The sequence below is a fragment of the Pseudomonas sp. 50_B genome, assembly GCF_017491625.1.
GTDB lineage: Bacteria > Pseudomonadota > Gammaproteobacteria > Pseudomonadales > Pseudomonadaceae > Aquipseudomonas > Aquipseudomonas danubii.
On sequence record NZ_JAFGYX010000027.1, the window covers coordinates 15978 to 29036 of the forward strand.

Sequence of the window (13059 nt, forward strand, 5' to 3'; positions counted from 1 at the left end):
AGTTTTATGCGGTTATTCGCCCTTGAAAAAACTATTGTTAATGTCTGTAACGCATAAGTCTTGGCCTGAATCGTATTTATCAAAGCCCCTAAATGACTGACGTGCTTCACTCATAAATCCAGAATTTTTGCACAATTCCGATTTGTTGACATGCAAATAGCACTGAGTATTCACATACATAATCGAGAAATCGTAACCGTATCTAATAGGAACGCTTAGAACGCTATCTCCATCTGCTGAAATAACTTCGATTTCATGACCTTCTAATAGTGAATCAACCGCCAATTTTGTTTCATCACCCGATGAACAAATACAAGATTTGAAAATATCATCGGTTCTTTTTGTTGCTTTTTCTCGTGAATAACCTTCTTTGATCAGGTACAGCCAATTTCTATTTCTTGCTTCACTGCAACTGCTGTCTTTCCACCATGCGGGTGCTTTTTCTGCACTCATCGAATTTACTGAGAATAATAGGGTTAATAGAATTAATTTTGTTTTCATCTGTCTCCTGATCGATTAAACGCTAGGTTTTGGGTTGTTTTCTGGTTCGACTTCATTCGCAAACTTTGTCATCATGTCGAATACAGCTCTTTCAGCGTATGAGTAATCAAGCTCACTTATTAACTCACCAGTAAACGGATTGAAAACTAGACCGCCCTTGATCTTATTTTCAATCAGTTCACTACTATCAATAGACGCTTGTGCTAGCGATAATAATTGATACAAAGCTCTAATGTCTTTTACTTCGCCTAGTTTTGCGGAGATAGCCGCTCTTATCACGTCACTTTTTATCAAGTGAACAAGTCCTTGAATTCTCATCGTGAGCGATTCAACGATAAAGCCCGGCGATTGCGGCTTTTGTTCTCCTTTTTCTATATTCATGGTACACCTCATTTAGTTTGTTATTTTAAAAATCATTTTCGTCAAAATAGTCGTCTTCTGGCGGTATTACTGCTTTTGGTTCTTCTTGTATCTCGAAATTCACTTCGTCGTTAAAATCACTTATATGAAACCCTTCCGCGTCCTTTTTTTTATCTTTCCTGTAAAGAGTTTTATAGCTGTAACTCACATTAAATCGAACTGTTTGACTACGTAATTTTTCAGGTTCTTTTTTTGTCTCTGTGAAACCTTCGATAAAACCCATTTTTTGAAGAGCTACATTTGCCTTTCTTATTTTCATCACAAACGTTTTATCCGGCATCTTTTCACTATTGATTCTAAAACGCTGCTTCAACATTTCAACGCTGAAATAATTCACGTCATTACGTCTATTACACACATACAGAACATAAAGCATTCTTTGATATTCATTTGTTAGTTTGCTGAGTATTCTAGGATCTATTTCGTAAAGCTCTTTCAGACTTCCAAAAAATTCAATAAATCTTTTTGAAACCGAGATTTTGCATTTATCTTTTTCTAGCTCGCCTTCAATGAATGAAAATACGACAGCGACAATTTTGTCATCGCGTATTTCTTTGTAAGAGACGTTTATTTGTCCAAGTTTAATCATGGACGCTTGAAAAATTCTTAAATAATTCGGGCGTTGGTTGTTCGCTATTTTGAGATCGTCCATTAAATCTTTGGTTGCAAACTCAATTTCAGTGCTATTGCTGTTTATTACTTTGCGTAGAATAAAAAGGAAAAACTCAAAATCATTGAACATAGTTAATGAAGTAGAGTTCATGACAATATCACGCATGTTTTGATATTTTGGTATTGTGATCTTGTCGGCTACTTCTTCTGACTGATTAAATACGTTAAACAGTGGTAACGCTAAAAACGCCTTTGGCACTGATACAAACGTGCTTAATGCAAAAACCTTTCTCTCTTTTGTTTTCAATGAATACTTCATAGTTATTTTTCACCTGTTAATACTTATAAGAAACCATAAAAAAAGATAATTACAAGATAAGAACAGGAAAATTTTTATAATTTGCGTTAACTATATTATCGTGCTTAATTTTTATTCATATTTTAAAGCATTATTGTATGCGGGTTTATAAGAAGCGTTAACCATAACGGCGTGATTTTATAAGGAGCGTTAACCGAGATTTTCAAGATTCCCTTATTTTCGCGGTCTTATTTGACTGTTTCAGGAAAAGAAAAGGTATTTACTTACGTAAATGTATTAAGAAGATGTAAGCGAAGGTCAAAACCCTTCTGGTGGATCTAAAATCTTAAAACCTAAACCGTTAAGAGCTTAGGCCCTTTATTTTGACATTTTTTATTCGTCTATTTATGATCCTGTAAAACCACAACCGGGATCGTTGAAAATGTCTAAATTGCTTGACCTACTCGCACAACAAAAATCGTTAGAAGCACAGATCGAAAGCCTAAAAGCTGACGCTAACGAAGCTAAGGTGCTTGATCTGGTTGAAGAACTGGATGCTTTGCGTGAGAAACACGGCTATAACGAGGCTGATTTTGTTGGTGTGGTGCTTTCCTACTACAAAGCGGAAACCCCGGCTAAAACCGGCAAGAGCGTGAGCGACAACGCACCAAAGGCACCAAAGGAGCCTACGACGAAGTATAAAGTTGAGATAGATGGCGTTGAGTTCATCTTGAAGAAGTCAAAGCAAGGCATTGCTAGTCAAGCTATGAAAGATAAAGGTTTTAAAACCTACTCTTTGTTTTTGGCTGACTTGATGAAGAAAAACGAGGTTGATACATTTGAAGCTTTGATCGACAAGCTGAAAGCCGAAAAGATTTAAAAACTAGCAACACCATGAGGCCCCTTAACTGGGGCTTTTTTGTGCCTGTTAGGTTTAGGCCCTTTCTTTTGACAATTTATTTTTCAATAAAATGTTGTCAATTTTATTTTGGAAAAATTTGCAAATTATTGAGTTTTACCGATTTTTCAATGGTCGTTTTATGGCTTGCGTAAGCCATAAATTACTTGTCAATAGCAAATTTAAAATATATTTAAGGTCGGACATTATTTAAAAATAGGGTTAGACAATAAGCATAATCGATCAAAATAGTTAGGCCCTTTAATTTGACATTGTTTTTTTCTGTGTTCTAATTTAAGTAACAAATAGAAAAAGGAGATTTATGAATAATACAAAATTTAATCCGGTCGAATTAGGAAGCCAAGCTTTTTGCATGAATGCGATTTTTGGTAAAGATAAAACGTTTCAACATGGTCATGCAAAAGCGGTTATTGGTATTCATGTAGCTGATATAAGCACAAAACACCTATTGATCACAGATAACAAATCTACGTTGTCTAATGTGCAATATTTATTGAAAGACTATTTTTCATCTTCTCAATATCAAGACGCTACGCATAAAAAATTTCACATCATTGATCTTGATCAGTATGATTACGATGCGGCATCTATAAAACTCACTAGAACGCATAAATTTAAGCCGGTTTCATCTTTGTCTAAATGTCAGAAACTTACGAGAATAATAACCCGTAAAACACCATCATCAAATGGGATAGAGATTGATCCAGTATTGAGAATGGCTTTTGAAGGAATGTTAGAACCTGACGACTTTTTCAAATTTCAAGAAGTCCGCACGGAGTTTAGGGTTTCGATTTCACTTGTAAAAAATAGAAAGTTGATCAAAAAAATTACCGTCAATATTGGCTATTTCACGCTGATCGTTGGATCAAAGCCATATGACTATCAAGAAGAAGACAGTAAACAGAAAAAGGCTACTAGACCATCATTATCTAACCCAGTGTATAAAGATGATGGTATTGAGTTTATGGCTACGTTTAACAACCGTAAAAAGGACTATCGAGATATGGTCGATATGATGAAAATCTAAAAACATTGATTTTAGGGGGTAAAAAATAAAAAGGCTCAAATATGGGCTTTTTTCTTTTTTTTGGCTGTTTTGTATGTTTTTCGTGCGAAAATATTTTTCATTTATTGATGGGTTTTTGGAAGATTGATGTAAATAATCCGTTTTGAGAAAAACACGAAGTGGGAATTTTATTGTAATGACTATGACTATTGAGGGTTAGGCCCTTTATTTTGACTTTTCAAGCTTTTGATTTTAAAGCGAAGCGATCACCAGAATAGGCGAGCCACTGCACGCCAAACGCGAAGCGTGCATCTGTAATGCCCAAAGCAACGGATTATTGCAGGCATAGAAGCCATTCCCGGCGATTTTTCACACTGGTACAAGTCCCAGCGTTCAAAACCACCCTGATCGGGAATCGAGGGCTTTTAACGCACCATTGGCCGGGCGTTCACAACCGGGCCAATACCCACGGAGTGAGATAGCATCTGGGCACTCGACAAGCGTAAAGCTGTCGAGTCACTGCCCATCGTCTTGGGAGTTGAGATAGTTGGCGATTACATCACCATGACATGCCGCAGGCTTGCAGTGGCAACCGAGTGTCTTACCTCTAAGCTTCTCGATGTTTTCATCGAATTTTTCGGGTAATTTCAAAAAGCGTTTTTCGAAATCATAAGCAAACTTGGCTATAACTTCGTCGCGTGTGCCTTCTTTGCCCATCTGGTAAGGGTTGCCCCACAGGGTTCCCCTACCGATGTAAACATCATAACTGTCACCGTTATCTTTATTAGAAACTTTGGTGATTTTCAAATTTATAATTCTTGTGGGTATTTCTTTTTCCCGCAAATCATTATCGAGTATGAAGAAGCAATTTCTTTCCTCATCTTGAAAAAGAATGGCGTGTGTGACTTCTTTCAACGCTTCTATATCCGAGCCAAACTGCCTTACGTGCAAAACTTTCGACTTTGAATATTTTTCGATAAATTCGTTTTCGTCACGCACAAAAATTAGCTCTACCTTTTCAAGAGAGCTGATAATTTTATCGACTTTCCTTTCAAATTTCGAATATGAAAGGAAGTCGATAGGATATGCAATTAAAACTTTTGCATCTTTACTCATACTAAATCTTTTACAATCGCGTCAGATTGATCCCACGCCTGCTTGAGATAATTTGCAACCAGCCGTCTATGGCACTGATGCGGCTGATGCTCACTGCACAACAAGCACCCTTCATCAATAGTTTCTGGTTTTACGTGTTTTTCAATGTTTCGCTTTGCCATGAGATTGAGGAATTTATCTTCATACTGCTGCCAAGAAATCTCTTTCTTTTGGTATGGCGACAAAATTTCTTTTGTAGGAGCCAGCTCAGGCAAATGGACGTAATCAACGTCACATAACTCCTTTAGAAAATATTTCAAATCATCCCTTTTTGCAAAACCTGAGAGTTGAGAAATATTGTTCAATCGAACGTCAACTATTCGCTTTGTGCCTGATAATTTTATCAAGGAGAAAAAGCGTTCCGCTTTTTTCTCCGTAAAACCTATGGTGAAAATCTTCATATTATCCCCTGAAAATTTCTGCGACAATTTTCGTGGTATTTCCATTGGCGAATGGTTCGCCTAAGCTGATTGTCATCGCTTGGATGTTTTGCATTTCATAATTGCCAATACCACGACCACGAAAATGATCTTGTGCCCAAAGATCAGTGGTTGTTAACGCATATTTTACGCCATTATAGTGAAAATTAAGGCGTATTTTAATTTTATCATCTCTCTCTTTTGCAACGGATACATTCAACAGTCCGCCATCCGGTTGAACCATTACAAGAGACGACGGTTGGTCTAGGGCTATACGATGCCCCGAAATTTTATCATTTTCACCGTATTCACTGCTGTCACCATTACTCCAAAGAGCGTTTGGAGCATCAATCCATTGGTGTATATTTCTTTGATCGAGTCTGCCCAACTTTATCCATCCGGTGCCGGATACTATTAAATTTTCATGCTGGAAGGTATCAGGTTCCCGGACAGTAAATTCAATTCGAATAATGTCCAATATTTGAGCAAATTGATTTTGGCCATAAGTCATTTGAGCAAATGTAATTTGTCTGTGGCCTACGGTTGGGCTTACCGGCCTGATCCATTCGCCAGAGCGGTCACCACCGTATATTTTTCCCGCGATGCATCTCCCCCCATGCTTCCACGAGTTTGCAAGACAGACCATATCTAATGTGTGCGGCATTGGCGTACCCCTTCCGTGATGGCTATGTGCTTCACATACTCTCTTCGCCACCGCTGCAAATCAACCCTCCTTTGGTTGATCTTTTCCTACACCGACTGAGAGCCGCAGCACGTCAAACGGTCTGTACCGAAATATAGGGGCTTTGAATGCACATTCGCTCGCGTGCTATGCAAAGCGACGCGAACCCCGCCGTTTCGCACCATAGACGGTCACACAGGATGCTGACCAATGAGAAGTGACGGTAGGGCTTAGTCGCTCAATTAAAAAATACAGACGAAAAAAAACAGCGATTTGATCGCTGCAGCTTGGCAAAAAATTGCTACAAACTACTGCTACAAATCACTGCTTTTAGACCTTCGTAACTCATTGATTTACAAAGGTTTTTCTGTAATGGCGGAGAGATAGGGATTCGAACCCTAGGTACCGGTGAAGGTACAACGGATTTCGAATCCGTCCCATTCGGCCACTCTGGCATCTCTCCAACGGCGCGCATCATAACAGCACCTTTGCCGGATGCGAAGCCCCCGAGCAAATTTTTTCCGTGCTATCAGATGCTTGCGTCGATTACAGCGGCACGCCCAGGCGCTGGGCGACTTCTTCGTAGGCTTCGATGACATCACCGAGGCCCTGGCGGAAGCGGTCCTTGTCCATCTTCTTCTTGGTGTCCTTGTCCCACAGACGGCAGCCGTCCGGGCTGAACTCGTCGCCCAGGACGATGGAGCCGTCGCTGAACACGCCGAACTCCAGCTTGAAGTCCACCAGCAGCAGGCCAGCGTCATCAAACAGCTTGCTCAGGACTTCGTTGACCTTGAGCGACAGCTCTTTCATGCGCGCCAGTTGCTCGGCGGTACCCCAGCCGAACGCCACAACGTGAGATTCGTTGATGAACGGGTCGCCCTTGGCGTCGTCCTTCAGGAACAGCTCGAACGTGTAAGGATTGAGCTTCACGCCCTCTTCCACACCCAGGCGCTTGACCAGGCTGCCGGCCGCGTAGTTACGCACCACGCACTCCACCGGGATCATGTCGAGCTTCTTCACCAGGCACTCGTTGTCGCCCAGCAGCTTGTCGAACTGGGTCGGCACGCCGGCAGCTTCGAGTTTCTGCATGATGAAGGCGTTGAACTTGTTGTTCACCATCCCCTTGCGGTCCAGCTGCTCGATGCGCTTGCCGTCGAACGCCGAGGTGTCGTTGCGAAACAGCAGGATCAAGCGGTCAGCGTCGTCGGTCTTGTAAACCGATTTGGCTTTGCCGCGGTAGAGTTCTTCACGTTTTTCCATGATGGGCTCCGCTTGCTAAGTAGGTGGGCTAGGCGATGTGGCGCCAGTCGAGCCCTGAATCTTGATCGGCCAATTGCAGCCAGTCCGGATCGCACCCGAGGGTGTCGACAAAACATTGCCGGGCCAGCTGCGGCAGGTTGTTCTTGCTGCTCAGATGAGCAAGGACCAGATGCTGCAGGTCCTGCCATCCCAATTCGGCCACCAGGCTTGCGGCCTGATGGTTGTTCAAATGCCCTTGGTCACCGCCGACCCGCTGCTTGAGAAAGTACGGGTAATAACCGCGCGCCAACAGGTCCCGGCAATGGTTGGCCTCGATCATCAAGGCATCCAGGCCACGATAGCCTTCCAGTACGCCGGTACAGTAGGAACCCAGGTCGGTCAGCAGGCCAAAACGCCGCTGACCGTCGCTGAAGACAAACTGTGTAGGTTCCTGGGCGTCGTGGGCGACGGCAATCACGTCAATGCACAAGGTACCAATCTGCAGTTGCTCGCCACCGCGGACAAAACCTGCAGCCTCAACCGGTTTGCGCATCCCGCGCAAAGTGCCCTGGCTGAGGTAGACCGGTAAATTGTAGCGCCGAGACAGCAAACCCACGCCATGCACGTGGTCGGCATGTTCGTGGGTCACCAGGATGGCGCTCAACTGCGAAGGATGAACTCCCAGGCGCAGCAGGCGCCGCTCGGTTTCCCGCAAGGAGAAACCACAATCCACCAGGATGTAAGTGTCAGCACTGGCGATCAGCGTGCCATTCCCTTGGCTACCACTGCCGAGAACGGCGAAACGCATCTGATCAGCCCAGGTTGTCCTGAATCGCGCCCAACACCTTGCGCGCCACATCGGCCGGCGCCACGGTGTTGATGTTCTTCTCGACAGTCACCTGGACGTTGTCACCCACCTTGCTCAGGCGCACCTGGTAGCGCTCGGCGCGGGCTTCGATCTCTTCCTTGGCCGGCTTGCTGCCGAACAACTTGCCGAAGAAGCCCGGCTCATCGTTCTTCTTCTCGGCCTTTTCCGCCAGGTTGATGTAGTACAGGCCCAGGCTGCGGTTGATGTCCTCAACCCGCCATTCGCCCTGCTCCAGGGCGCGGCCCACGCTGGACCAGGCGCGATCGAGGTCGGCGCCCAGGTTCAGCACCGGGTTGCCGCTGCCGTCTTCGCTGAGGCTGACCCGGCTCGGGGTATCGAAATCGCGAGCAGCCAGCAGGGACACCGAACCGCCCTTCTCGGAGGTACGGCTCATGCTGGCCAGCATGTCATCCACCAGCGCGGCGTCCAGGCCGGTGTTGACCGAACGGTTGGTGAACTCCACATCGGCGGTGCTGCCGGCGGGACGCTCGGCACTGACCACGTAGACTTCACTGGTATTGCGCTGCACACCCGGTTCGATGCGCACCCGCACGCGAGTTTCGCTGTCGGCGGCGACGCCGGCGCTGCTCAGGCGCTTGGCCACGGCAGCGGAAAGCTCGTCGGAACGCTGCCAGCGGGTGCTGAACTCGCCAGTTTGCGGGCGTTGCTGATCCAGGCGAAAACCGTTGTCCTGGAAGAACTGCACTGCCACTGGCCAGACTTCGGCCGGCGGATGCTGAGCCATGACCCAACGGGAGTCGCCGCTTTTCTGCAGGGTGTAGTCGCTGGCATCGGCAATGGCCGACAGCGGCTGCGGACGAGGCACCTGGTACTCGCCCTTGACGTTGTCGTCGGCCACGTTGCGCGGGATTGGCAGCAGCGGATCCAGACGCTTGGCGGTCTGGACATCCGGCGGCAGTTGCATTGGTGCTGTTTGTTGCGCTTGCAGGTAATCACTACCCCGGTCACGGAAGTAGCCTTCCGGGCCCCAGATCCAACCGCAGCCACTGGTGCTGGAGATAATCAAGGCAAGTGCGGAAAGTCCGGCCATTCGCTTCATGCGTTGTACTTCCTCAATTAAATCAAGACGCCGGACTGGCGCATGGCCTGCCGCAGCGGTTCGTGACAGGCGGCACTGAGCCAGGTGAGCGGCAGACGGATACCGTCCGGCATCAAGCCCATTTCGTGCAGGGCCCATTTCACGGGAATAGGGTTGGATTCGATGAACAGTGTCTTGTTCAGCGGCATCAGGGTTTCGTGGATCTCGCGGGCCTTGGCGGCGTCGCCGGCCATGGCCGCGGCGCACATCTGGCTCATGGCCCGAGGCGCGACGTTGGCGGTCACCGAGATATTGCCCTTGCCGCCCAGCAGGATCAGTTCAACGGCAGTGGCGTCATCGCCGGAGTACACCAGGAAATCGTCGGGCACGCCGGCCAGGATGGCCTTGGCACGCTGCAGGTCGCCGGTGGCTTCCTTGATGCCGATGATGTTTTTCACGGAGGACAGACGGATCACGGTCTCGGCCTGCATGTCGCATGCGGTACGGCCTGGAACGTTATAGAGGATCTGCGGAATGTCCACGGCCTCGGCAATGGCGCGGAAATGCTGGTACAGGCCTTCCTGGGTCGGCTTGTTGTAGTACGGAGTCACCAGCAGGCAGGCGTCGGCGCCGGCGATCTTCGCGTTGGTGGTCAGTTCGATCGCTTCACGCGTCGAGTTGGCGCCGGTACCGGCAATCACCGGGATACGCCCTGCAACCTGGGCCACCACCCGACGAATCACTTCGATGTGCTCGTTGACATCCAGAGTGGCCGATTCACCTGTGGTGCCGACCGCCACGATGGCGTTGGTGCCCTCTTGCAGGTGGAAGTCCACCAGTTTGCTCAGGCTGTCCCAGTCGAGATTTCCCTGTGCATCCATGGGTGTGACCAGTGCCACCATACTGCCCGCAATCATGCAACCGCTCCTGCCGGAAAAAGAGAGCGGTAATGGTACTGGCGCCAAGTTCCTTGCACAAGCGAAGTCCCTTGCCGTGAGCATTCCCCTGAGCGATGGTTTTCGCTACCCTTCAGGCTTTGATCGCTACTGATAAGCATGTAAACCGGGTTATCGCCTGCCTGTTGGATCTGCAAAGCCCCATTCCCGCGTTGCCAGACTGTGTTCCGAGCGTTTCGGGGCCCGTCGCCGGCTTGTGGTTCAAGGCCCTGAAGTTCAGCTTGCAACGCTTGCCTGCTACTGGCTTGTCAAAAAGTACCGACCGCTCATCGCTTTAGGAATGCTGCATGTCCACCCCCACAGTTCGCGAACAATTCCTTGTCATCAGTGCCCTCGGCGCCAACCCCATGGAGCTGACCAACGTCCTGTGCCGCGCCAGCCATGAAAACCGTTGTGCCGTGGTGACTTCGCGTCTGACCCGACACGGCGAGTGCAGCGCCCTGGTGCTGGAGATTTCCGGCAGTTGGGACGCCCTGGCGCGCCTGGAAAGCAGCCTGCCATCCCTGGCCAAGAAGCACGCCTTCACGGTCAACGTGGTGCGCAGCGCCGCTCTGGAAAGCCGTCCCCAGGCCTTGCCTTATGTCGCCTACGTCAGCGCGGCCTACCGCTCTGACATCGTCAATGAGCTGTGCCAGTTCTTCATCGACCATCATGTCGAACTGGAAAACCTCACCTGCGATACCTACCAGGCTCCGCAAACCGGGGGCACCATGCTCAACGCCACCTTCACCGTGACCCTGCCCGCCGGCACCCAGATCAGCTGGTTGCGCGACCAGTTCCTGGATTTTGCCGATGCCATGAACCTCGATGCGCTGATCGAACCCTGGCGCCCACAGAACCCCATGTAAGGAAGCTCCCATGGCTGTTGCTATCGACCAACCCGTCGCTGATTTCCAGGCCCCTGCCACCAGCGGCCAGACCGTCAGCCTGTCCGGCCTCAAGGGCAAGCAAGTGGTGATCTACTTCTACCCCAAGGACAGCACCCCTGGCTGCACCACCGAGGGCCAGGGCTTTCGTGATCAATACGCCGCCTTCCAGGCCGCCAACACCGAGGTCTTCGGCATCTCCCGCGACAGCCTGAAGTCCCACGAGAACTTCAAGTGCAAGCAGGAGTTCCCCTTCGAGCTGATCAGCGACAAGGACGAAGCCGTCTGCCAGCTGTTCGACGTGATCAAGTTGAAGAAGCTCTATGGCAAGGAATACCTGGGCGTGGACCGCAGCACTTTCCTGATCGACAAGGACGGCGTCCTGCGCCAGGAATGGCGCGGGGTCAAGGTTCCGGGCCATGTCGACGCCGTACTGGCAGCAGCCCAGGCTCTGAACAAGGCCTGAAACCAACGGGGCGGCTGAATCAGCCGCCCCGCGTTATCTAGAGTAAAGGCGCCACCACCGGGTCCTTCCTCGGCCAGGCATCCAGCACAGCCTTGAACAGCGTGGCCAGGGGAATCGCAAAGAAAATCCCCCAGAAGCCCCACAGCCCGCCAAACAGCAGCACCGCACAGATGATTGCTACCGGGTGCAGGTTCACCGCACCGGAGAACAGCAGTGGCACCAGCACGTTGCCATCCAGGGCCTGGATGATCCCGTAGACCGCCATCAGGTAGATGAACTGGTCGCTCCAGCCCCACTGGAACAGGGCGATCAGCGCCACCGGCACGGTGACCACAACCGCGCCGACATAGGGCACCACCACCGAAATCCCCACCAGCAGGGCCAGCAGGGCCGCGTAGTTCAGGCCCAGGGCGACGAAGGCGATATAAGTCACACCACCGCAAATAACGATCTCGATGACCTTGCCGCGGATGTAGTTGGCGATCTGCCGGTTCATTTCGTGGGCAACCCGAGTGATCAAGGTCCGCTCCTGAGGCAGGTAGCCGATAACCCAACGGCTGATCATCGCCCGGTCCTTGAGGAAGAAGAACACCAGGATCGGCACCAGCACCAGGTAGATCATGATGTTCACCAGCAAGGGTAGGCTGGACAGGGAGAACGTCAGCGCCCATTGACCGAACTTGCCGATCTCGCCCCGAGCCACTTCGATGGCCTGCAGCACCTGCTCGTCCGACACCAGGTGCGGATAGCGCTCGGGCAACAGCAGCAACAGTGACTGCCACTTGGCGAGCATCCCCGGCAACTCGTTGAACAGGGTGACGAACTGGTGCCAGAGCAAAGGCACCACCACCAGGATGAACACCAGCAGCAGGCCCATGAACAGAGCGAACACCAACCCCACCGCCGCCCCACCGGGCAGGCGCAGGCGCTCCAGGCTCACCACCAGCCCCTGCATCAGGTAGGCCAGGACCATGCCCGCCAGTACTGGCGCCAGCATCCCACCCAAGGTCAGCACAGCGGTAAAGGCCAGGAACAGCAGCACAGCGAGCACCACCGCTTCTTCATCCGAGAAGTAGCGCTGTATCCAGTCACGTAGCACTTTGAACATCAATGATCCTTAGATGAAAGCGGTGAACGGCCGTCAGGCCTTTTTCAGCCAGTAACGATAGACCCCGGCCTCGTCCTCTTCGCGCAACAGGGTATGACCGGCCAGGCGAGCGAAGGTGCGGAAGTCACGCTGGGACCCGGCATCGGTGGCAATGACCTTGAGCACCGCGCCACTGGCCAGGCGATTGAGTTCCATCTTGGCCTTGAGCAGTGGCAGTGGGCAGTTCAGTCCACTGGCATCGAGCTCGGCGTCATGGGCGACAACATCGGTCATTGGCTTACTCCGATCATCAATTCAAGGCGCCTAGAATACCCTGCAAGGCAAAGCCGTCGGCAATAAAGAAGCCTGAAACCAGAGCGCTGTAGCGCCGTGATAGAGGCTCGATGAGGTAGACGTCGGAATTTACCCGAAAGCACTTTTTTATCCGCAGAGTTTTCACTGGCTTTATCTGGTCCCCGGACCAGCGGGCAGCTACAGTAGAGCCTTTGTCGAATAAGGCTTTGTG

The 13059-nt window shown here is 49.6% G+C and carries 16 protein-coding genes and 1 tRNA gene; 4 read left to right on the forward strand and 13 right to left on the reverse strand.

Annotation, left to right across the window (positions count from 1 at the left end; genetic code table 11):
- Positions 1-12: 12 nt before the first annotated feature.
- Genes J5M73_RS27035 through J5M73_RS27045 form a run of 3 tightly spaced genes read right to left on the reverse strand, consistent with a single transcriptional unit; the run spans position 13 to position 1852 of the window.
- A complete protein-coding gene (locus tag J5M73_RS27035) occupies positions 13-501 on the reverse strand; it encodes a hypothetical protein (RefSeq protein ID WP_207816521.1) in 489 nt (162 codons plus the stop codon).
- A gap of 15 nt (positions 502-516) precedes the next feature.
- Positions 517-882 carry a hypothetical protein gene (locus J5M73_RS27040; RefSeq protein WP_207816523.1) on the reverse strand — a complete coding sequence of 122 codons (366 nt, stop codon included), beginning with the start codon at positions 880-882 and terminating at the stop codon, positions 517-519.
- A 25-nt stretch (positions 883-907) separates the two neighbouring features.
- Positions 908-1852, reverse strand: coding sequence for a hypothetical protein (locus J5M73_RS27045; RefSeq protein ID WP_207816525.1), 945 nt, complete (start codon positions 1850-1852; stop codon positions 908-910).
- 421 nt (positions 1853-2273) lie between these two features.
- On the opposite strand from J5M73_RS27045, the gene J5M73_RS27050 reads away from it, so the two are divergent.
- Together J5M73_RS27050 and J5M73_RS27055 are read left to right on the forward strand one after the other, a co-directional pair.
- The gene (locus J5M73_RS27050; RefSeq protein ID WP_207816527.1) at positions 2274-2711 is read left to right on the forward strand and encodes a hypothetical protein; all 438 of its coding nucleotides are present in this window, start codon (positions 2274-2276) and stop codon (positions 2709-2711) included.
- A 340-nt stretch (positions 2712-3051) separates the two neighbouring features.
- Positions 3052-3777 carry a hypothetical protein gene (locus J5M73_RS27055; RefSeq protein WP_207816530.1) on the forward strand — a complete coding sequence of 242 codons (726 nt, stop codon included), beginning with the start codon at positions 3052-3054 and terminating at the stop codon, positions 3775-3777.
- Between the two features lie 495 nt (positions 3778-4272).
- On the opposite strand, the gene J5M73_RS27060 is transcribed toward J5M73_RS27055, so the two are convergent.
- The 8 genes from J5M73_RS27060 to dapA all read right to left on the reverse strand — a co-directional run bounded on the left by J5M73_RS27060 (position 4273) and on the right by dapA (position 10075).
- Positions 4273-4872, reverse strand: coding sequence for a DUF4326 domain-containing protein (locus J5M73_RS27060; protein WP_207816532.1), 600 nt, complete (start codon positions 4870-4872; stop codon positions 4273-4275).
- On the reverse strand, positions 4869-5312 hold the full coding sequence (locus tag J5M73_RS27065; protein WP_207816534.1) for a DUF488 domain-containing protein: 444 nt from the start codon (positions 5310-5312) through the stop codon (positions 4869-4871). The genes J5M73_RS27060 and J5M73_RS27065 overlap by 4 nt, the downstream gene beginning before the upstream one ends.
- A gap of 1 nt (position 5313) precedes the next feature.
- Positions 5314-5994, reverse strand: coding sequence for a hypothetical protein (locus J5M73_RS27070; protein ID WP_207816536.1), 681 nt, complete (start codon positions 5992-5994; stop codon positions 5314-5316).
- Positions 5995-6385: 391 nt separating this feature from the next.
- Positions 6386-6475: transfer RNA gene (locus J5M73_RS27075), tRNA-Ser, on the reverse strand.
- A gap of 83 nt (positions 6476-6558) precedes the next feature.
- Positions 6559-7272 carry a phosphoribosylaminoimidazolesuccinocarboxamide synthase gene (gene purC / locus J5M73_RS27080; protein WP_102861609.1) on the reverse strand — a complete coding sequence of 238 codons (714 nt, stop codon included), beginning with the start codon at positions 7270-7272 and terminating at the stop codon, positions 6559-6561.
- Between the two features lie 28 nt (positions 7273-7300).
- Positions 7301-8059: an MBL fold metallo-hydrolase gene (locus J5M73_RS27085; RefSeq protein ID WP_102861608.1), complete on the reverse strand. Its 759-nt coding sequence runs from the start codon at positions 8057-8059 to the stop codon at positions 7301-7303.
- 4 nt (positions 8060-8063) lie between these two features.
- Positions 8064-9179 carry an outer membrane protein assembly factor BamC gene (gene bamC, locus J5M73_RS27090; protein ID WP_102861607.1) on the reverse strand — a complete coding sequence of 372 codons (1116 nt, stop codon included), beginning with the start codon at positions 9177-9179 and terminating at the stop codon, positions 8064-8066.
- 17 nt (positions 9180-9196) lie between these two features.
- Entirely contained in the window at positions 9197-10075 is an 879-nt protein-coding gene (gene dapA, locus J5M73_RS27095; RefSeq protein ID WP_102861606.1) for a 4-hydroxy-tetrahydrodipicolinate synthase, read from the reverse strand.
- A 326-nt stretch (positions 10076-10401) separates the two neighbouring features.
- Between dapA and J5M73_RS27100 the strand changes: the two genes are divergently transcribed.
- Both J5M73_RS27100 and J5M73_RS27105 read left to right on the forward strand, forming a co-directional pair.
- Positions 10402-10962 carry a glycine cleavage system protein R gene (locus J5M73_RS27100; protein WP_102861605.1) on the forward strand — a complete coding sequence of 187 codons (561 nt, stop codon included), beginning with the start codon at positions 10402-10404 and terminating at the stop codon, positions 10960-10962.
- A 10-nt stretch (positions 10963-10972) separates the two neighbouring features.
- A complete protein-coding gene (locus J5M73_RS27105) occupies positions 10973-11446 on the forward strand; it encodes a peroxiredoxin (RefSeq protein WP_102861604.1) in 474 nt (157 codons plus the stop codon).
- 37 nt (positions 11447-11483) lie between these two features.
- Here the strand turns inward: J5M73_RS27105 and J5M73_RS27110 are convergent, their stop codons facing one another.
- Positions 11484-12554, reverse strand: a complete 1071-nt coding sequence (locus J5M73_RS27110) for an AI-2E family transporter (RefSeq protein WP_102861603.1) — start codon at positions 12552-12554, stop codon at positions 11484-11486.
- Between the two features lie 33 nt (positions 12555-12587).
- On the reverse strand, positions 12588-12827 hold the full coding sequence (locus J5M73_RS27115; protein ID WP_011059792.1) for a sulfurtransferase TusA family protein: 240 nt from the start codon (positions 12825-12827) through the stop codon (positions 12588-12590).
- Positions 12828-13059: the final 232 nt, after the last annotated feature.